The sequence below is a fragment of the Mesorhizobium sp. M0910 genome, assembly GCF_040319465.1.
Taxonomy (GTDB): Bacteria; Pseudomonadota; Alphaproteobacteria; order Rhizobiales; family Rhizobiaceae; genus Mesorhizobium.
Genome location: NZ_JAMYNZ010000001.1, coordinates 299,347 through 318,752 on the forward strand (window position 1 = coordinate 299,347; position 19,406 = coordinate 318,752).

At 63.7% G+C, this 19,406-nt stretch carries 19 protein-coding genes and 1 pseudogene; 9 read left to right on the plus strand and 11 right to left on the minus strand.

Annotated features, from left to right (window positions below):
* Positions 1-198: 198 nt before the first annotated feature.
* The 3 genes from NKH78_RS01555 to petA all read right to left on the minus strand — a co-directional run bounded on the left by NKH78_RS01555 (position 199) and on the right by petA (position 3,039).
* Positions 199-1,071 carry a cytochrome c1 gene (locus NKH78_RS01555; protein ID WP_352477976.1) on the minus strand — a complete coding sequence of 291 codons (873 nt, stop codon included), beginning with the start codon at positions 1,069-1,071 and terminating at the stop codon, positions 199-201.
* A gap of 89 nt (positions 1,072-1,160) precedes the next feature.
* Positions 1,161-2,462 (minus strand): cytochrome b, encoded by a 1,302-nt coding sequence (locus tag NKH78_RS01560; RefSeq protein WP_352687891.1) that lies wholly within the window; start codon positions 2,460-2,462, stop codon positions 1,161-1,163.
* Between the two features lie 16 nt (positions 2,463-2,478).
* A complete protein-coding gene (gene petA / locus NKH78_RS01565) occupies positions 2,479-3,039 on the minus strand; it encodes a ubiquinol-cytochrome c reductase iron-sulfur subunit (RefSeq protein ID WP_352477980.1) in 561 nt (186 codons plus the stop codon).
* Positions 3,040-3,319: 280 nt separating this feature from the next.
* Here petA and NKH78_RS01570 point away from each other — a divergent pair, with 280 nt between their 5' ends.
* Positions 3,320-3,676: a cupin domain-containing protein gene (locus NKH78_RS01570; protein ID WP_254819178.1), complete on the plus strand. Its 357-nt coding sequence runs from the start codon at positions 3,320-3,322 to the stop codon at positions 3,674-3,676.
* A 27-nt stretch (positions 3,677-3,703) separates the two neighbouring features.
* Here NKH78_RS01570 and NKH78_RS01575 read toward each other — a convergent pair whose 3' ends face one another.
* The 4 genes from NKH78_RS01575 to NKH78_RS01590 are packed head-to-tail and all read right to left on the minus strand — an operon-like array spanning position 3,704 to position 8,375.
* Complete coding sequence (locus tag NKH78_RS01575; RefSeq protein ID WP_023679480.1) at positions 3,704-4,018, minus strand: DUF6665 family protein; 315 nt, start codon at positions 4,016-4,018, stop codon at positions 3,704-3,706.
* Between the two features lie 22 nt (positions 4,019-4,040).
* The gene (locus NKH78_RS01580) at positions 4,041-5,924 is read right to left on the minus strand and encodes an ABC transporter ATP-binding protein (RefSeq protein WP_352737727.1); all 1,884 of its coding nucleotides are present in this window, start codon (positions 5,922-5,924) and stop codon (positions 4,041-4,043) included.
* A complete protein-coding gene (locus tag NKH78_RS01585; protein WP_254819175.1) occupies positions 5,921-7,810 on the minus strand; it encodes an ABC transporter ATP-binding protein in 1,890 nt (629 codons plus the stop codon). The genes NKH78_RS01580 and NKH78_RS01585 overlap by 4 nt, the downstream gene beginning before the upstream one ends.
* A gap of 22 nt (positions 7,811-7,832) precedes the next feature.
* Positions 7,833-8,375 (minus strand): hypothetical protein, encoded by a 543-nt coding sequence (locus NKH78_RS01590; protein ID WP_352737726.1) that lies wholly within the window; start codon positions 8,373-8,375, stop codon positions 7,833-7,835.
* Between the two features lie 284 nt (positions 8,376-8,659).
* Between NKH78_RS01590 and NKH78_RS01595 the strand changes: the two are divergent.
* Together NKH78_RS01595 and soxR are read left to right on the plus strand one after the other, a co-directional pair.
* Positions 8,660-9,117, plus strand: a pseudogene (locus tag NKH78_RS01595) (tRNA (cytidine(34)-2'-O)-methyltransferase).
* A 170-nt stretch (positions 9,118-9,287) separates the two neighbouring features.
* A complete protein-coding gene (gene soxR / locus NKH78_RS01600) occupies positions 9,288-9,734 on the plus strand; it encodes a redox-sensitive transcriptional activator SoxR (protein ID WP_352704087.1) in 447 nt (148 codons plus the stop codon).
* Here the strand turns inward: soxR and NKH78_RS01605 are convergent.
* On the minus strand, positions 9,731-9,988 hold the full coding sequence (locus NKH78_RS01605; RefSeq protein WP_023679487.1) for a hypothetical protein: 258 nt from the start codon (positions 9,986-9,988) through the stop codon (positions 9,731-9,733). The genes soxR and NKH78_RS01605 overlap by 4 nt on opposite strands.
* 104 nt (positions 9,989-10,092) lie before the next feature.
* Between NKH78_RS01605 and hemF the strand changes: the two genes are divergently transcribed.
* The 3 genes from hemF (at position 10,093) to NKH78_RS01620 (ending at position 11,978) form a co-directional block, all read left to right on the plus strand.
* The gene (gene hemF / locus NKH78_RS01610; RefSeq protein ID WP_352737725.1) at positions 10,093-11,007 is read left to right on the plus strand and encodes an oxygen-dependent coproporphyrinogen oxidase; all 915 of its coding nucleotides are present in this window, start codon (positions 10,093-10,095) and stop codon (positions 11,005-11,007) included.
* 257 nt (positions 11,008-11,264) lie between these two features.
* Positions 11,265-11,525: a DUF1344 domain-containing protein gene (locus NKH78_RS01615; RefSeq protein ID WP_352737724.1), complete on the plus strand. Its 261-nt coding sequence runs from the start codon at positions 11,265-11,267 to the stop codon at positions 11,523-11,525.
* A 267-nt stretch (positions 11,526-11,792) separates the two neighbouring features.
* Complete coding sequence (locus NKH78_RS01620; protein WP_023679490.1) at positions 11,793-11,978, plus strand: DUF1059 domain-containing protein; 186 nt, start codon at positions 11,793-11,795, stop codon at positions 11,976-11,978.
* Positions 11,979-11,981: 3 nt separating this feature from the next.
* Here the strand turns inward: NKH78_RS01620 and NKH78_RS01625 are convergent, their stop codons facing one another.
* The 3 genes from NKH78_RS01625 to NKH78_RS01635 are packed head-to-tail and all read right to left on the minus strand — an operon-like array spanning position 11,982 to position 14,522.
* Positions 11,982-13,250 (minus strand): CCA tRNA nucleotidyltransferase, encoded by a 1,269-nt coding sequence (locus NKH78_RS01625; protein WP_352737723.1) that lies wholly within the window; start codon positions 13,248-13,250, stop codon positions 11,982-11,984.
* A complete protein-coding gene (locus tag NKH78_RS01630) occupies positions 13,247-13,879 on the minus strand; it encodes a CoA pyrophosphatase (protein WP_352687909.1) in 633 nt (210 codons plus the stop codon). The genes NKH78_RS01625 and NKH78_RS01630 overlap by 4 nt, the downstream gene beginning before the upstream one ends.
* A 13-nt stretch (positions 13,880-13,892) precedes the next feature.
* Positions 13,893-14,522, minus strand: a complete 630-nt coding sequence (locus NKH78_RS01635; protein WP_352881690.1) for a DUF1285 domain-containing protein — start codon at positions 14,520-14,522, stop codon at positions 13,893-13,895.
* Positions 14,523-14,668: 146 nt separating this feature from the next.
* Between NKH78_RS01635 and NKH78_RS01640 the strand changes: the two genes are divergently transcribed.
* Genes NKH78_RS01640 through NKH78_RS01650 form a run of 3 tightly spaced genes read left to right on the plus strand, consistent with a single transcriptional unit; the run spans position 14,669 to position 19,406 of the window.
* Positions 14,669-15,673 (plus strand): AAA family ATPase, encoded by a 1,005-nt coding sequence (locus NKH78_RS01640; RefSeq protein ID WP_254819166.1) that lies wholly within the window; start codon positions 14,669-14,671, stop codon positions 15,671-15,673.
* Positions 15,673-16,587 (plus strand): DUF58 domain-containing protein, encoded by a 915-nt coding sequence (locus NKH78_RS01645; protein WP_352737722.1) that lies wholly within the window; start codon positions 15,673-15,675, stop codon positions 16,585-16,587. Before NKH78_RS01640 ends, NKH78_RS01645 begins: the two co-directional genes overlap by 1 nt.
* The gene (locus tag NKH78_RS01650; protein WP_352737721.1) at positions 16,584-19,406 is read left to right on the plus strand and encodes a DUF4159 domain-containing protein; all 2,823 of its coding nucleotides are present in this window, start codon (positions 16,584-16,586) and stop codon (positions 19,404-19,406) included. Before NKH78_RS01645 ends, NKH78_RS01650 begins: the two co-directional genes overlap by 4 nt.

Here is a 19,406-nt window from a genome sequence, read left to right on the forward strand (position 1 = left end):
CTATTCAGATTCGGCTGAAGGCGTGAAAGGAATGGGCCAATCGTAACCCGGCGCCGCCAAGTCCGGCTACCGCCATGTGATGCCTGACGGAAAATTGTCCGGCAAAGGGCCTTGCTCAGCGTCGGCTACGATCAATCGACATGCCTGCAATGAAAAGGGCGCCTTTCGACGCCCTCGCATTCTCGTATATCGCAAGGCTCAGTGCGCCACGCCGGCCCACACCTTGCGCTTGGTCAGGTAGACCAGCGCACCGAACAGCAGCAGGAAGACCAGCACGCGAAAGCCGGTCTTCTTGCGGTCCTCGAGGTGCGGCTCGGCCGCCCACATCAGAAAGGCCGACACGTCGCGCGAGTACTGGTCGACCGTCTGCGGCGCGCCGTCATCATAGGTAACCTGGCCGTCGGAGAGCGGCTTCGGCATCTTCAGCGACACGCCGGACAGGAAGTACGGATTGTAGTGCGTGCCTTCCGGTATGACCATGCCAGCCGGCGGCTGCTGGTCGTAGCCGGTCAGCAGCGAGTGGATGTAGTCGGGGCCGCCCTGCGCATATTGCGTAAAGATGTCGAACACGAAGCGCGGGAAGCCGCGCTCGACGCCGCGCGCCTTGGCCAGCAGCGACATGTCGGGCGGTGCTGCGCCGCCATTTGCCGCCGCCGCTGCTTCCACATTGGGGAACGGCGCCGGGAAATGGTCGGACGGCTTGCCGGGGCGATCGAACATGTCGCCGGCATCGTTCGGTCCGTCGTGGATCGTATATTCGGCCGCCAGCGTCTTGATCTGCGCATCCGAATAGCCAAGGCCTTCCAGCGTACGGAACGCCACCAAATTCATCGAATGGCAGGCCGAGCAGACTTCCTTGTAGACCTTCAGCCCGCGCTGCAGCTGGGCCTTGTCGTAGGTGCCGAATGGCCCGGCGAAGCTCCAGTCCATTTCCTTCGGTTCGTGTATCGGGAAATGCGTCGGCGCCGCCTCATTGTGCGCCTCTTCCTGGGCGCTGGCTCCAGTGCTTGCGGCACCCATGCCCGCGGCCACAAGGCCAAGCAGCGCCAGCGAGGAGAGAATCTTTTTCATGCCAATTCCCCTTGAGATTCTCTGACGCGCTGTCATCGTCTCGAGCATGACCTTGTCCGAGTACCGGTTTCCACTTTTCGGGATCATGCTCAGCCCTTGGTTTCCGGGGCGGTCATGGCGCCAGCAGGATGTCCGCCGCCGCCCTTGTTCTTCTCGAGCACCGCCTCGGTGATCGAATTCGGCAGCCGTCGCGGCTTTTCGATCAGCCCGAGCACCGGCAGCGCTACCAGGAAGAAGGCGAAATAGAACAGCGTCGCCATCTGCGCCATGAATACATAGCTGCCCTCGGCCGGCTGCGAGCCCAGCCAGCCGAGCAGGATGGCGTCGGCCACGAACAGCCAGAAGAACAGCTTGTACCAGGGCCGGTAGACTGCCGAGCGCACCTTCGAGGTGTCGAGCCACGGCACCAGGAACAGCATGACAATCGCGCCGAACATGCAGAGCACGCCCCCGAGCTTGGAGTTGATGGGCCCGATATTGAAGGTGATGGCGCGCAGGATCGCGTAGAACGGCAGGAAGTACCATTCCGGCACGATGTGGGCCGGCGTCTTCAGCGGGTTGGCCACGGTGTAATTGTCGGGATGGCCGAGATAATTCGGCAGGTAGAACACGAAATAGGCGAAGACGAACAGGAACACGATCATTCCGAACCCGTCCTTTATGGTCGCGTAAGGCGTGAAGGCGAGCGTGTCGGTCTTCGATTTGACCTCGATGCCGGTCGGATTGTTCTGGCCGACGACGTGAAGCGCCCAGATGTGCAGCACGACGACGCCGGCAATCATGAACGGCAAAAGGTAGTGCAGCGCAAAGAAGCGGTTCAGCGTCGGATTGTCGACCGCGAAGCCACCGAGAAGAAGCTGCTGGATCCAGTCGCCGACCAGCGGAATGGCGGTGAAGAAGCCGGTGATGACGGTGGCGCCCCAGAAGCTCATCTGGCCCCAGGGCAGCACATAGCCCATGAACCCGGTCGCCATCATCAGCAGGTAGATGATGCAGCCGAGGATCCACAGCAGCTCACGCGGCGCCTTGTAGGAGCCGTAGTAGAGGCCACGGAAAATATGGATGTAGACGGCGACGAAGAAGAATGACGCGCCGTTGGAATGGAGATAGCGCAGCAGCCAGCCCGAATTCACGTCGCGCATGATCTTCTCGACCGAATCGAAGGCGAGAGTGCTGTCGGCTGCATAGTGCATGGCCAGCACGATACCGGTCAGGATCTGCGCCGCCAGCATAAGCGCAAGGATGCCGCCGAAGGTCCAGGCATAGTTCAGGTTGCGCGGCACCGGATAGGCGATGAAGCTGTCATAGACCAGCCGCGGCAGCGGCATGCGCGAATCGAACCAGCGTCCGATGCCGGACTTGGGCGTATAGGTCGAGTGTCCCTCGCTCATGGAAATATCCCCTGCCTCAGCCGATACGGATCTTGGTGTCGGAAACGAATTGGAACACCGGTACCGCCATGTTCTCCGGCGCCGGCCCCTTCCGGATGCGGCCGGCGGTATCGTATACGGAACCGTGGCATGGGCAGAACCAACCGCCGAAATCGCCTTCCTGGCCGAGCGGGATGCAGCCGAGATGGGTGCAGACCTGGACCATCACCATCCAGGCTTCCTTGCCCGGCGTGGTTCGATTGGCGTCGGTCGCCGGCGCGTCGGCCGGCAGGTTGGCATTGCGGGCGATTGGATCCTTGAGCTCGGCGAGATTGACCGCCTCGGCGTCCTTCATCTCTTTTTCGGTGCGGTTGCGCACGACCACCGGCTTGCCGCGCCACTTCACGACGAGCGACATTCCTGGCGTCAGCGACGAAACGTCGACCTCGACCGAGGCAAGCGCCAGCGTCGAGGCATCCGGACGCATCTGGTCGATGAACGGCCAAGCAACGGCGCCCGCGCCGACCACTGCGGCCATGCCGGTGGCGACGTAGAGAAAATCACGACGGTTGGGATCCTGGGTGTCGGTTGCGCTCACGGGTGCCTGATCCTTTCGCCTCTTCCGTGCCGGCGGCCGAGCTTGTTCCCCGCTCAATCGCGCCGGCCCGACAGCGCATGGCGAACAGGCTAGCGAATTCCTCCGGCATTTGGGACTTGGGTTTATGCGTGAAGCCTGTTTTTGTCCAGACGGGCGAAGGCACAAGGGCAGATTGTCGCGGGGGCGTAATTTGCCCAGCGGAACGATTGGAAAACAGCAGCAAAACCAAACGGCTGCGTTCACCTCGACAGCGGACGCTCGCCCGGTTTATCCTCGCCCCATGGCGCATGTCATCGACCGCGACAAATGGGCCAAAGCGCCCGACCAGTTGCCCGACCACTGGCAAGGCGAGTTGCAATGCGGGCCTTACGGTTCCAGCAGTTGCCTGATCTTTAACTACCTGCCGGAGACCGGCGGCGGCCCGAGGCTGCACAGCCATCCCTATTGCGAGATTTTCATCATCCGAACCGGGACCGGTCTGTTCACCGTCGGCGACCGGCAGATCGAGGCCACAGCCGGCCAGATCCTGGTCGTACCGCCGAACACGCCGCACAAATTCACCAATCTCGGGCCAGGCCCGCTGGAAACCACCGACATACACGAGAACGGCAGCTTCATCACCGAGTGGCTGGAATAACACTATCCAAACCAGTTCCGGTTCGGATCATGCGCTGGCGCCGAGCCTGGCCAGCACGGCCTTGGGGATGTTGTATTCCCGGATCACCGCGTCGTGCTTGCGCAGGCCGCAGAGTTCGCGCTGGATGAAATACCCGTGCACCGCTTCGGCTGCATCCCTGAGCAGCCGGGCACGGTCGACACTGTCGCAATTCTCGCGCAGCCTCGTCAATGTTTCCTCGACGCGCCGGCCGGCGCGGCCGAGCGCGGCCGCCTTCTCGCCGAGGATTTCATGGCCAAGCAGGTCCAACGCGCTCTCCTGCGCGCCGGACCGTCCGAAATTCGAGGGCATTCTCACCGCCATGGTCTACTCCGGTTTTTCGAAACTACTCCGCCGGCCGGGTCTCGGCCAGCGCGCTCTCCTCGTTGAATAGGAAGCCGCCGGACTGCCGCTTCCACAGCCTGGCATAGAGCCCGTCGAGCCCGACCAGCTCGTCATGCGTGCCTTGCTCGACGATGCGGCCCTCGTCGAGCACCACCAGCCGGTCGAGTGCCGCAATGGTCGACAGCCGATGCGCGATGGCGATGACCGTCTTGCCTTCCATCAGCCTTGCCAGATTTTCCTGGATCGCCGCCTCGATGTCGGAATCGAGCGCCGAGGTCGCTTCGTCGAGCACCAGGATCGGTGCATCCTTGAGGAAGACGCGGGCGATCGCCACGCGCTGGCGCTGGCCGCCGGAGAGCTTGACGCCGCGCTCGCCGACATAGGCCTCGTAGCCGATACGATCGCGATTGTCGCGCAGACCGAGGATGAACTCGTGCGCCTCGGCCTTCTTCGCTGCCGCGACCACCTCGGCGTCGGTCGCTTCCGGCATGCCGAGCTTGATGTTGTCGCGCAGCGAGCGGTGGAAAAGTGCCGTATCCTGGCTGACGACGCCGATATTGGCGCGCAGCGAATTCTGCGTGACCCTGGAGACGTCCTGCCCGTCAATGGTGATCTTGCCGCTCTCGAGGTCGTAGAGGCGAAGGATCAGATTGACCAAGGTCGTCTTGCCGGCGCCGGACGGGCCGACCAGGCCGACCTTTTCGCCCGGCCGCACGACGACGTCGATGCCGTTGAGCACGCCGGACCCCTTGCCGTAGTGGAACTCGACATTGCTGACGTCGATGCGCCCGCCGCCGACGACAAGCTCTTTCGCGTCCGGCGCATCGGTCAGGCCGAGCGGCTGCGAGATCAGCGCCTTGGAATTTTCCAGCACGCCGAGATTCCGCAAGATGCCGTTGAGCTGCATCATCAGCCGGCCGAGCAGCATGTTCAGCCGCAGCACCAAAGACAGCGTGAAAGCCACGGCGCCGACTGTGATCGAACCCTCGACCCAGAGGTAAACGGCAAAGCAGGCGATCGCCGTTATCATGATGCCCGACAGCATCGTCAGCGCCATGCGCACGCCTGTCAGCCGGCGGGTGAACGGGCGCAGCGCGTCGAGATAGATGTCGAAGCCGTTCCTGATGTAGTGGTCGTCGCCATCGGCCGAGAACAGTTTCAGCGTCTGCACGTTCGAATAGGAATCGACAAGGCGGCCGGTGATCATCGAGCCGGCTTCGGCGGTCGCTTCGGCATGTTTGCGGATTGCCGGCAAATAGCGCCTGGCCAGCAAGCCGAAGGCGGTAATCCAGATCACCACCAGCACCGCCAGCCGGAGATCGAGCCCGGCGACCAGCGCCAGCGTCGTCACCGTATAGACGACCATGAACCAGACGACCTCGATGAAGCTTTCCATCAGATCGCCGGTCGCCTGTCCCGCCTGCCAGACCTTGGTCGCGATACGCCCGGCAAAGTCGTTCTGAAAGAAGGCGTAGGATTGGCGCGAGACATGGCGATGCGCCTGCCAGCGCACCAGATTATAGAAACCCGGCGTGATCGTCTGCTCGTCGACCAGGGCCGACAGGCCGACGACAATGGTGCGGATGACCAGCACCACCGCGATCATGAAGACAAGCTCCGGGCCGGCGGCAGTCCACAGCGCGTGCCAGCTGCGTTCGCCGGGAAGCTGGTCGAGGATGTCGACCAGCCGCCCGACGAAATAGAACAGTCCGGCTTCGACCAGCGGCGCGATGCCGCCGATCACCAGCATGGCGAAGAAGGCGATCTTCGCCTGCCCGACATAATGCCAGAGGAAACCCCTGACGCCAGCAGGTGGCCGAAGGTCCGCTGGCTCCCGGAATGGATAGACCCAGTTCTCGAACCAGCGGTAGATGGCAGTCATCATTCGGCGGCTTCACCCTTGGCGATTGCATCGTTGGCGGCTGCATCGTTGGAAGAAGGGCCGTCGTCGAGCAGGAATCCGCCCGACTGACGTTGCCAGAGCTGGGCGTAGAGCCCGCCTTTGGCAACGAGTTCCTCATGCGAACCTTCCTCGATGACTCGGCCCTTGTCCATGACCACGAGCCGGTCCATGGCCGCGATCGTCGACAGCCGGTGCGCAATGGCGATGACGGTCTTGCCTTGCATCAGTCTGTAGAGATTCTCCTGGATGGCCGCCTCGGCCTCGGAATCGAGGGCAGAGGTCGCCTCGTCGAGAATGAGGATCGGCGCGTCCTTCAGCATGACACGGGCTATGGCGATGCGTTGCCGCTGGCCGCCGGACAATTTGACGCCGCGATCGCCGACATGCGCGTCGAAACCCTTACGGCCGTTCGAGTCCGACAAGCCGGCAATGAAATCCAGCGCCTCGGCGCGCCGCGCCGCCTCGATCAGCATCTCGTTGCTGGCGTCCGGCCTGCCATAGAGGATGTTCTCGCGTACCGAGCGATGCAGCAGCGAGGTGTCCTGCGTGACCATGCCAATCTGGGCGCGCAGCGAGTCCTGCGTCACTGCCGCAATGTCCTGGCCGTCGATCAGGACCTTGCCGCTTTCGAGGTCGTAGAAGCGCAACAGAAGATTGACCAGCGTCGACTTGCCGGCACCCGAACGACCGACAATGCCGACCTTCTCGCCCGGCTTCACCGTCAGCGACAGGCTTTCGATCACACCCTTCTGCTTGCCGTAGTGGAAGCGGATGTCCTCAAAACGGATCTCGCCCTTGGTCACGGCAATATCCTTGGCGCCAGGCCGGTCTTCGACGAGGCGCGGCAGCGAGATCGAGGCGATGCCGTCCTGCACCGTGCCGATATTCTCGAACAGCGTGGACATCTCCCACATGATCCATTGCGACATGCCCCAGAGCCGCAGCACGAGGCCGATGACCAGGGCGACAGCGCCGATCGTCACGGCTTGGCCGAGCCACAGCCATAGCGAGATCGAGGCGACCGAAAACAACAGCAGCGAATTCAGGACATAGAGCAGGCCGTAGAGCTGCGTCACCAACCGCATCGATCGGTAAACGGTGTCGAGAAAGCCGGCCATACCGTCCTTGGCGAAGGATGCCTCGCGCCGCGCATGCGAAAACAGCTTGACCGTCTGGATATTGGAGTAGCTGTCGACGACACGGCCAGTCATGGTCGAGCGCGCATTGGCCTGCTCCTCGCCGACCTTGCCCAGTCGCGGGATGAAATAGCGCAACAGCAGGACATAGCCGGCAAGCCAGACGGCAAGCGGCGCAGCCAGCCGCCAGTCTGCCGAGCCGACAATGAACAGCATGCCGAGAAAATAGACGACGATATAATTGAGCACATCGATGAGCTTGATGACGCACTCGCGCACGGCGAGCGCTGTCTGCATCAGCTTGGTCGCGATGCGCCCGGCAAACTCGTCCTGATAGAAGCTCATCGACTGCTTGAGCAGATACCGATGCACCTGCCAGCGGATACGCATCGGATAATTACCCATCAGCGTCTGCTGGTTGAGCAGCGAATGGAACCAGACCGTTGCCGGCAGCGCGAAAACCACGATGAAGGCCATGCCGGCCAGCTTCAAGCCTTCGGTCTGCAGGAACGTCTCGCGATTCTGTCCGGACAGCCAGTCGACGATCCGGCCCATGAAGCCGAACATCCACACCTCGGCAAGAGCGATGGCCGTCACCAGTACCGCATCGAGAGCGATGTAGGGCCATGCGCCGCGCGTGTAATGCACGCAGAAGGCGATCAGTGTCCGCGGCGGCTCGACCGGCTCCTTGGCAGGGAACGGATCGAGCCTTTTTTCAAACCAGCTAAACATAGTGATGCTCACAATTTCCCGCTCACGCGGCACGCGAACGGACGAGGTCCCCAGACCGCATGGCGTCAAGGACCGGCGATACGGTATCGTCCGCCTCGCCGGCCCTGCTTCGCGCTATATAGGTTGTCGCGGGCCTTTCGCCGACAGTCTCGCTTGACGATGCTGACGACGTTTTGACAATCCGGATTTTCGCGCCGGTTTTTGCACCAGGCCGGATCAGCCTGATGATCCGGCGCACCAGCGACGGCCGGCTATAGTCCGGAACGGCGCGCGAGAAATCGACGTCCGGCAGCATGCCGCGATGCGGACGCCGGCGGGTCTCGGCGTGAACCGCCGACGAGTGGGTCTCGCCGATCAAAAGTGCCCAGGTCGCAGTCTTGCGCTCGTGCAGGCTTCTTGAGCCGGGTATTCTACAGGGATCGAACATCGGTCCGTCCTCCACTTGAAGATGCAGATAGAAGGGTGAGCCAACCCAGGCCGCGGGCATGCGCGGTGCGGCAAAGGTGACATCGCTCGAATTGTGTTCAGGCGGGGCGTTCAGCCCCTTGCACAGCTTGAAAAACATCGCAGGATTCCTTCAAAGGCCGAAAAAGGTTTCGGCGGGAATCGGTGCGATTAGAAGTCTAGAAGGTCAGGAGAATCGTCGTACCGAAACCGCCGTCGGGCTGGTAAGCCCACGAGAGAGGTGGTGGATGTGCATGGCCATCATGAATTACCCCTCCATCGGTTCGGGTTGACAATGCTGGCCGTATAACCGACTTCGCAGAAAATGACCACCCGCCAGTCCAGGAATTTCCAAAACCGCGAGAGCTCTGTGGCTGATCTGCCACTTATTAGAAAGACGCGGAAATGAACGACCGTCTCCGCATCGCGCTCTACCAGCCTGATATCGCCGGCAACACCGGGACAATCCTGCGCTTCGCCGCTTGCCTCGGTCTCGGCGTCGACATCATCGAACCGGCGGGCTTCCCGCTCGGTGACCGGGCGCTGAAACGGGCCGGCATGGACTACCTCGAAATGGCGGCGCTCACCCGGCATGTCGACTGGCACGCCTTCGAGGACTGGCGCAAGCTTGCCAAGCGGCGGCTCGTGCTGCTGTCGACCAAAGCAGCTGCCGCCTACACGGATTTCGCCTTTACCGGCGACGACATTCTCCTGTTCGGCCGCGAATCCGCAGGCGTGCCGGATGCCGTCCACGAGGCGGTGGATGCGTGCCTGACCATCCCGATGCAGCCCGGGCGCGCAGCATCAACGTCGCGCTTTCCGTTGCGATGGTGGTGGGCGAGGCGATCCGGCAGCTTCGCTAGGACGTGAACGCGATCGCCGGCCGCAGCGACCAAGGCATCGTCCTCACGCAACACTGCGTCCTCTCCGGTCATTCTAATCCAGACGCCCATCGCCATCCCCTGCCGTTTGCATCTTCGAGGCTTCTTCGCTACAAGCTCAACTTAACTTGAGGTCAAGCGGAAAATCGGAGATGGCTGCGGCAACGGAATTGACGGTCGGCCAAGTGGCGACGCGCAGTGGCGTGGCGGTGTCGGCGCTGCATTTCTACGAAGCGCGCGGGCTGATCCGCAGCCACCGCACATCAGGCAACCAACGGCGTTACGGCCGCGACGTGCTGCGACGTGTGACGATCATCAAGGTAGCGCAGGAGGTCGGCATTTCGCTGGCCGAGATCGGCACAGCCCTTCGATCGCTGCCCGAAGGACGAACGCCGACCCGCGAGGATTGGAACCTGCTTTCGACGGCTTGGCGCGACGAGCTCGACCAGAAGATTAGTCAGCTCAAGAAGCTGCGCGACGGGTTGACCGACTGTATCGGCTGCGGCTGCATGTCGATCGACAAATGCCCGCTGCGGAATAAGGGCGACCGGCTGAGCATCCGAGGGCCCGGCGCGAGGCGCTTGCTGATCGAGCGTTAATCCGCCGCCGGCAGCCGCCTGATCGTGAATTCGATGACGTCGCCCGGCCGCTCGAACCAGCTCTCGATCTCGGTCCAATAGGCCTGCTTGGGAAAGCGCTCGAACCATTCCTTCGCCTTGAGACGAGCGTCGGAACGCGGCAGCACGAAGGTCTCGCGCAGGAAACCGTCGCGCGGCATGCGCGCGTTCTCGGCGCGTGAACGGTCGAGCCTCTTCTTCAGGCCATCCAGCGGCGGTCTTGCCGGGGTGCGCACGAAAGACCTCCATTCACACTTGACCCTTGCACCTAAGAGATTAGGGATCGCGGCCGGAAAAGACGAGTCATTTGTCGGGGTACGCCCGCAACCGGAGACAGGATTTGCAACGACCCGAAATACCGGCGGGGCTGCCAGCCGACATCGAACAGAAGAAGACGAAGGCACGGCTGTGGTTCGAGACGTTGCGTGAGCGCATCTGCGCCAGCTTCGAGCAGATCGAGCAGGACCTGCGGGGGCCGCAGGCCAGCTGGTCGCCCGGCCGCTTCGAAAAGACGCCGTGGCAACGCGATGCCGGCAAGGGCGGCGGCGGCATCATGTCGATGATGCACGGCCGCGTCTTCGAGAAGGTTGGCGTCCACACCTCCACCGTCCATGGCGAGTTCTCGCCCGAATTCAGGAAGCAGATGCCGGGCGCCGAAGAGGACCCGTCCTTCTGGGCAAGCGGCATTTCGCTGATCGCCCATCCGTGGAACCCCAACGTGCCGGCCGTGCATATGAACACGCGCATGGTCGTCACCTCACGCCAGTGGTTCGGCGGCGGCGCCGACCTGACACCGGTGCTCGACCGCCGCCGCAGCCAGGACGACCCCGACACGATCGCCTTCCACAGAGCGATGCAATTTGCCTGCGAGAAGAACGCGGCGATCGCCGACTACGTGAAATTCAAAGCCTGGTGCGACGAGTACTTCTACCTGCCGCACCGCGACGAGCCACGCGGTACCGGCGGTATCTTCTTCGACTGGCTGCATTCGGATGAGGACAAAGGCGGCTGGGACGCCGATTTCAACTTCGTCCAGGACGTCGGGCGATCTTTTCTCGTCGTCTACGGACATCTCGTGCGCGCCAACTTCAATGACAACTGGACCGATGGCGACCGTGACGAGCAGCTCATCCGCCGCGGCCGTTATGTCGAATTCAACTTGCTTCACGATCGCGGCACCATCTTCGGGCTGAAGACCGGCGGCAATGTCGCCTCGATCCTGTCCAGCCTGCCGCCAGAAGTGAAATGGCCGTAAAATCTCGGTGAGCACGAGGTGAGCCGCAATCGGGTCCAAATCCCCGAAATTTGACGGCGAATGTGGCGCAAGGCGTGCCAAAAAATATCTTTTTCGTCTAATATACCATTGTAAAGATTGGGCTATTTGTCGCGTGGGGCCGGGAAACGCCGGCGGTTCTTTACTCCCGAGAGCCGCGACCCGACGTGACCGGACGGCCCATGATTGAATGGGGCACCTTTCCCAAGCGGTGCCCGCATTTTCCAGGAGAGCATGCCATGCGCAAGCTTATTATGACTGCAGCCGCCGCTGCCGTTCTCGCCTCTGGTACTGCCGCATTCGCTGCGGGCAAGCACACCACCGGCACGATCAAAAGCTTTGATGGAACGGCGATGAGCCTGGTTCTGGATAACGGAGCCACCTTTACGTTGCCCCAGACCTTCAAGGATCCTGGCCTGAAGGTCGGCGAAAAGGTCCGCGTCACGTGGGATATGAACGGCAAGGATAAAATTGCCGAGGCAGTCAAGATCGTGAAGTGATGTCCTGCCCGCTGGAGCAAGACGAGGTCTTACTCCTGGGTAGCGTAAGAGGGCGGAGCAGCGATGCTCCGCCTTTTCGCAACCCGATCACCGCGTGTCGGCTTGGACGCACGGCACTCTAAGGCAACCAAAACCATTCGATCGTGTTATGCTAACCTGGCCAGCGTGTAGCCCGGATACCGGACGCGGTTTCCGGATCGCGCAATCAAAGGTCTGGAGCTTCCGTGTCAGTGCGCGGTGCTCCAAGGAGGAGATGAGGAGAAGCCGATGAAGGAATTCCATTGCGGGTCGCTCGTACCCGGCTGCGAGTGGCACACACGCGCCGAGGAGGAGGCTGAGGTCATGCGCCGTGCCGTCGAGCATCTGCGCGAGACGCATGGCGAGACGGTGATTCGCGAGACGATGATCGAGGCGATCCGCTCGCGCATCGAAAAGGTCCGCGACGCAGCGTGACGGTCAGGATTCGAGTGCCTCTGCGGCGCGCTTGAGCAGCGCGCCGCGATCGAGAGCAAAACCGGACTCGACCCATTCCTTTTCGAGGTTCTTCAACGTTGCACCAAGCTTTGGCCCCGGTGACGCGCCAAGTGTCGTCAGATCGGCGCCCTTGAGCGGAAAAACAGGGTTTTGCCATTTTTCGGCGAAGGCAAGCAGGCGCGAGAAGCCGCCGGCTTCGAGCAGTGCGTCACTGTCTTCGACTGCGCGGGCTCGAGCGGAAGCAAGCAACAGCCGCAACCGATCGACAAAGCCTTGGCGGTCGCCAAAATAAAGCCCTTTCGCCAACTCTCCTTCGGTCGTTTTCGGATCGACGGCAGCCGTGATCGCCCAATTCCGCAGACGGCTTGCCTCGCTCACGGAAAGCCTCAATCTCTCGGCAAGCGTCTTCATGCGCGCGGCATCCGGCGGCACGACGGCTTCCAGCCTGAGCAGCGGGTCCGGCGCCCAGGCCAGGTCCTTCTCCGTCTTGGTCAGCCCGTGAATGGCATCGATGCCCCATTTCTCGCTTTCCGGCAAAACGGCGGTCAGAACGCCGGCTTGGCGCATCCACAGCAGCGCCCGCGAGGGATCCGGCGCCGACAGCAATTTCTTCAATTCCCACCAGACGCGCTCGACCGAGAGCTGGTCGAGGCCCTGCTTCAGCCGGGCGCAAGCCTTTAACCCTTCGGCATCCGGCCTGCCGTCGCCATACCAGGCGAAGAAACGGAAGAAACGCAGGATGCGCAGATAATCCTCGCGGATACGCGCTTCCGGATCGCCGATGAAGCGCAGCCGCCGCGCCTCGATATCGGCGATACCGCCGACCAGATCGACGACCGTTCCATCGGCTTCCGCATAGAGTGCATTGATGGTGAAATCGCGCCGCTCAGCGTCGGCTTTCCAGTCGCGGCCGAACGACACTTTGGCGCGCCGGCCGTCGGTTTCGATATCGGCACGCAGCGTGGTGACCTCGTAGGCCTTGCCCTGGGCGACCGCGGTGACCGTCCCATGCTCGATGCCGGTCGGCACCGTCTTGAAGCCCGCCGCCTCGGCACGCCGGATGGTTTCCTCGGGGACCGTTGTGGTGGCGATATCGATGTCGGCGACCGGCTGGCCGATGAGCGCGTTGCGCACCGCACCGCCGGCGACACGCGCCTCCTCGCCGCCGTCGGTGAGCGCGGCGAGCAGGCGCTGCAAGTGGCTTTCGCCGAGCCAGCCGGCCTTGCCAGCAATCGACACAGGATTGCTCACGAATAGAGCCTTTCATAGAGCGTTCGGATGATGCCCGCAGTGACGCCCCAGATGCGCTGGCCGCCATAGGGCATCTCGTAAAAGAACCATTCGAGGTCGTTCCACATGCGACTGTCTCTGGTGTGGTTGGCGGGGTCCATCAGAAAACCCAGCGGCACCTCGAAGACAGCATCGACTTCGTCGGAATTCAGCGTCAGGCTGAAACCGGGCCGCACAATCCCGAGCACCGGGGCGATGCGATAGCCGCTGCCGGAAACGTAGTCCGGCAGACGGCCGATGATCTCGATGTAATCCCTATCGAGACCTATCTCCTCGAATGTCTCGCGCAACGCCGCCGCTTCCGGGCTCGCATCGGTTGGATCGACGGTGCCACCGGGGAAAGCAACCTGCCCCGAATGGTTGCGCAGCTTCTCCGCCCGCCTGGTCAAAAGGACCGTGGCTTCATGGCCATGGTCGACCACCGGGATCAGAACGGCGGCATCGCGCAGCGCCTTGGCCAGCTTCAGCCTGGGATGGCCCGGATTGAAGCGGTGGTCGCCAAAATCGTCGCCGGCATGCGCCAGCGGCTGCGCCGCGACGCGCTGGCGAAACTCGGCAGCGGAAAACGCCAACTGCGTCACCTGATCCATCATAGGCGGTCCATCATGCGCTCAGCCGTTTCAGTTTCTCAGCCGGCATGATTGGATAGACCTCGCCTTTGGAACGGACGGCAAACATCGTCTTGCCACTGATGTCGATCTCTTCGCCGTGCTCGACCAGCTCGTACATCACCGGCCGTGCCACCAGCGCCTCCAGCCGCCCGCGCACCAGCATATAGGGCTTCAGGCCACCTGTCTCGTCCTCATCGACGAAGCGCAGCGGGTGTCCCACCCCAGCCTCGACCACGTCGCCGACATTGGTGCGAAAGGTGATGATTTGTCCGTCGCCCGCGCCAGACACGTCCATCTCGACGGCAATGAAGGGCGCATCGGCGACGCGGATGCCAACCTTTTCCACCGGCGTCACCAGGTAGGTCCTGCCGTCCTCGTCCTTACGCAGCACCGAGGAAAAAAGCTGCACCAGCGGCATCCGGCCGATCGGCGTTCCCAGATAGAACCAGGTGCCGTCCTGCTTGATTTCCATGTCGAGATCGCCGCAAAACGCCGGATTCCAGCGTTCCACCGGCGCCGGCCCCTTGCCGGCGCGCGTCGCGCGCGAGACCAGCGCTTGCAGCCCGCGCGCCTCGGTCGCGGCCGTCAGGCTCTCTTCACGATTGTCTGCGGCTTCCGTCATGGTCACGAAATAGTCACTGTTGTTCCGCTTGTCAGCCTAAGTCTGTGATTTAAATTCAAAGACAGGCGCCCTGCGAGGCCGAATCGCGGCATTCTGCGGCACCCACTGTGCCAAGCGGTATTTCCAACCAGAAGGATCGATGCTGCATGAGCGTGATGATCAAGGAAAGCCCGATCAGCGAAAAGGACATGGTGGCGCAGGCCGAGAAAGCGCTGGCCGACATTTCGAGGGTTCGCAACGGCGTCGGCCGGGTCATCTTCGGCCAGGAAAGCGTCGTCGAGCGCACGCTCGTCGCATTGCTGGCCGGCGGCCATGCACTGCTGGTCGGCGTGCCCGGCCTAGCCAAGACCAAGCTGGTCGAAACGCTGGGCATCGTGCTCGGCCTCGATTCACGCCGTATCCAGTTCACGCCCGACCTGATGCCGTCCGACATTCTCGGCTCAGAGGTGATGGAGCAGGATGAATTCGGCAAGCGTTCGTTCCGCTTCATTTCCGGGCCGATCTTCGCGCAACTGCTGATGGCCGACGAGATCAACCGCGCCTCACCGCGTACCCAGTCGGCGCTGCTGCAGTCGATGCAGGAATACCACGTCACCATTGCCGGCGTGCGCCACGACTTGCCGTCACCGTTCCATGTTCTGGCGACACAGAACCCGCTGGAGCAGGAAGGCACCTATCCGCTGCCCGAGGCACAGCTCGACCGCTTCCTGATGCAGGTCGACATCCTCTACCCCGAGATCGAGGCGGAGCGCCGCATCCTGCTGGAAACCACCGGTATCGAGGATGCCAAGGCTGAAAACGTGCTGCAGCCGGCGCGGCTGAAGGACATCCAGACGCTCATCCGCCGCATGCCGGTGCCGGAAAGCGTCGTCGAGGCGATCCTCAAGCTGGTGCGCTCTGCGCGTCCCGGCCAGGGCAACGCCGATACCGACAAGCACGTCGCCTGGGGCCCAGGCCCGCGCGCCAGTCAGGCGCTGACGCTGTGCACCCGCGCCCGCGCCCTCTATGACGGCCGGCTGGCGCCGTCGGTCGACGACGTCCGCGCACTGGCCGAGCCGGTGCTGCAGCACCGCATGGCGCTGACCTTCGCCGCCCGCGCCGAGGGCACCACGGTTCGCGACGTCGTGGCGAAGCTCGCGAAAGGGATTTGATGGCGCGCATCGGTGAAGCGCAGGCACCGGCAGCGACGCGCGATGCGCTCGCCAGAGGCCGGTTGCGGGCTTCGTTGGTGCCGGACCTGCTGGTCGAGGCGCGCCGCATCGTCAACACGGTAATTGCCGGCTGGCACGGCCGCCGCAAGCGTGGCATCGGCGAGAATTTCTGGCAGTTCCGGCCCTATGTCGAAGGCGATTCCTCGCGCATTGACTGGCGCCGTTCCGCCCGCGACGACCACACCTATGTCCGCGACCGTGAATGGGAGGCCGCCCACACGGTGTGGCTGTGGGCCGACCCCTCGCCTTCCATGCTCTACAAATCGACCGGAGCCGGCGTTTCCAAGGAATCGCGCGCCCTTGTGCTGGCGCTGGCCATGGCCGAGCTTTTGTCGCGCAGCGGCGAGCGCATTGCCTGGCCCGGCCTGACCGACCCGTTCACCGCCCGCAATGGCGCCGAGCGCATCGCGGCGCAACTGATGCACGCCGGCGACCTGCCGGCAAAGCCCGACCTGTCCGGCATTCGCCGCTTCTGCGACATCGTCCTCGTCAGCGATTTCCTCGACCCGGTCGAGGACACCATGGCCTGGCTGGACGTGCTCGCCCGCCACGGCGTACGCGCACACCTGATCGAGGTCGCCGATCCGGCCGAGGAAAGCTTCCCCTATGCCGGGCGCACCGAATTCACCGATCCTGAGACCGGCGACAAGCTGACCGCCGGCCGTGCCGAAATGCTGGGCGAGGACTATCGCCTGCTTTATGCCGCCCGCCGCCAGGAACTGGCCGCCTGGTGCAAACGGCTTGGCTGGAGCTTTACCGTGAATCATACCGATCGCCTTGCCTCCGAGGCGCTGGTGCGCATCCATATGGCGATGACCGCCGAGGGCAGCTTTGCCGGGAGGGCCCGCGCATGAGTTGGCTGCCGCTCTCCTTTGGGGCGCCGATGGTGCTGTGGGGCCTGCTGGCGCTGCCGGTGATCTGGTGGCTTCTGCGGCTCACCCCGCCCAGGCCGCAAACCGAGGTGTTTCCGCCGCTCAGGATTCTCGCCCGCGTGTTGAGGCGCGAAGAAACGCCGCGGCAGAGCCCTTGGTGGCTGACGCTGCTCAGGCTGCTGATGGCCGCGCTTGTCGTGGCGGCACTTGCCGAACCCGTCTTCAACCCGCGCGAAAAGCTGCCCGCCGAGGGCGCCGCCCTGGCGCTGGTGATCGACAATGACTGGGCAAGTGCCGCCGACTGGGGCAAGCGGGTCGCCACCGCCGAGCGGCTGATCGCCGATGCCAATTCGAATGGCGTGCCGGTGCTCATCGCTTTCACCGCCGAGAAGCCGAATGCCGAGATCGGTCCCTTCGATGCCGCTGCCGCGCTCGACCGGCTGCGCGCGGCAAAGCCGCGGCCGATCCCGACCGACCGCCCCGCCGTCTACGCCCGCGTCGCGTCAGCCCTGGAGTCGCTGCCGGGCGCCAGCGTCGCAGTGCTCGCCGATGGCTTGGCGGCGCAAGGCGACGAAACCGCCTTCAACACGTTGTTGTCAAAGAACGCGGCACGTATTGTCTGGGCCGTCTCCGACCGGCTGTCGCTGACCGGCCTGACCGGCGCCGACAACCAGGTCGACGGCTTCGCCCTGACCGCCATCCGCGCACCGGGCGACCCGGCACCTGCACAGGTGACGGCCGGCGCGTTCGACGACAAGGGCCGCCGCATTGCCGACGCGACGCTTACCTTTGCCCCGGGCGGAACCACCGCGACCGGCACGATGGCGGTGCCGTTCGAACTGCGCAACGACTTCGCCTACATCGCGCTCGATGGCGAGCGCCAGGCCGGTGCCGTCCGCGTGCTCGATGAGAGCTCAAAGCGCCGCCGCGTCGGGCTGCTGTCGCAGTCCGAGGCCGATCAGGCGCAACCGCTGCTGTCGCCGCTCTACTACATCCGCCGCGCCCTGCAGCCCTTCGCCGATCTCGTCGAGCCGTCGAGCGTCGATCTCGCCGACGCCATTCCGCAACTGCTCGACCAGAAACCGGCGATGATCGTCATGGCGGATGTCGGCACCATTCCGGAACAGGCGCGGCAGAGGCTGGTCGACTGGGTCGACAAGGGCGGCACACTGGTGCGTTTTGCCGGTTCGCGGCTGGCCGCTGCCGGCAATGACGACGATCTGCTGCCGGTCCGGCTGCGCACCGGCGAGCGATCGCTTGGCGGCGCGCTGTCATGGACGGCGCCGCAGCCGGTCACCGAATTCCCGAAAACCGGTCCCTTCGCCGACCTCGCGCCGCCCACCGAGGTCACCGTTACTAGGCAGGTGCTGGCCGAGCCGACGCCCGACATTGTCGAGCGCACCTGGGCCACGCTTGCCGACGGCACGCCGCTGGTGACCGGGATGAAGAAGGACAAGGGCACCCTCGTACTGTTCCACGTCACCCCCGAGGCGACGTGGTCCAATCTGCCGATCTCCGGCAGCTTCGTCGAGATGCTGCGGCGCATCGTGCAATTGTCGCGCAACCAGGGCTCGGCGGTCGCCAATGCCGAGGCAGCCGCCACGTCGCTGGCACCCTATCGCATGATCGCCGCCGACGGCACGCTGGTGCCGCCGACGCCGGATGCCAGGCCTCTGGTGCCCGGCGCCGGCCCGCTGCCGGTGACGCTGGAAAACCCGCCCGGCCTCTACGGCTCCGAGACAGGAGTGTTCGCTCACAATCTGCTCGGTGGCGACAGCGCATTCACGCCGCTGGCCCGGCCTGAAATCACGGTGCCGGTCACCACCATCCAGTATGCCTTCGACGAGCAGCGCAACCTCAAAGGTCCGCTTGTCACGGCCGCCCTGGTGCTGATGGTGCTCGACACGCTTGCCGTATTCTGGATGGGCGGCCTGTTGTCGCGCCGGCCGCGCCGTGCCGGCGCTGCGGCGACGGCAGCCGTCCTGCTGATTGCGCTCTGCGCCTTGATTGGCCACGCGGACGTCGCGCGTGCCGACGACGCCAAACCGGGAGATACGGAGGCGATCGGGGACATTTCAAAGACCCGGATCGCCTACGTGCTGACCGGCGAGCCGGGTGTCGATTCGATCAGCCGCGCCGGGCTCGAAGGGCTGACCCGCTTTCTTATCGAAAAAACCGCGCTCGAACCCGGAGCACCCGCCGGCGTCGACATCTCGAAGGACGAACTGTCCTTCTACCCGCTGATCTACTGGCCGATCGATCCCTCGGCCCCGATGCCGAGCGAGGCCGCCATCGCCCGCATCGACGCCTATATGCAGCAGGGCGGAACGGTCTTGTTCGACACCCGTGACCAGTTCGCCAACGGCATTGGTGCGGATTCGACCAGCCCGGCTACGGAGCGGCTGCGCGACATCCTCGGCAACCTCAACGTGCCACCGCTGGAACCGGTGCCGTCGGACCACGTGCTGACCAAATCCTTCTACATTCTTCCGGAGTTTCCTGGCCGTTTTGCCGGCAGCCCGCTTTGGGTCGAGGCATCGCTCGAAGCCAGCAACACCGAGAACCGCCCGGTGCGCACCGGCGACGGCGTTTCGCCAATCATGATCACCGCCAATGATTTCGCCGGCGCCTGGGCGGTCGACGAGAATGGCGACCCGCTATTGCCGACGGTGCCTTCGGATCCGATGCAGCGCATCTATGCGCTGCGCGCCGGCGTCAACATCATGATGTACATGCTGACCGGCAACTACAAATCCGATCAGGTGCACGTCCCGGTGCTGCTCGAACGGCTGGGGCAGTAG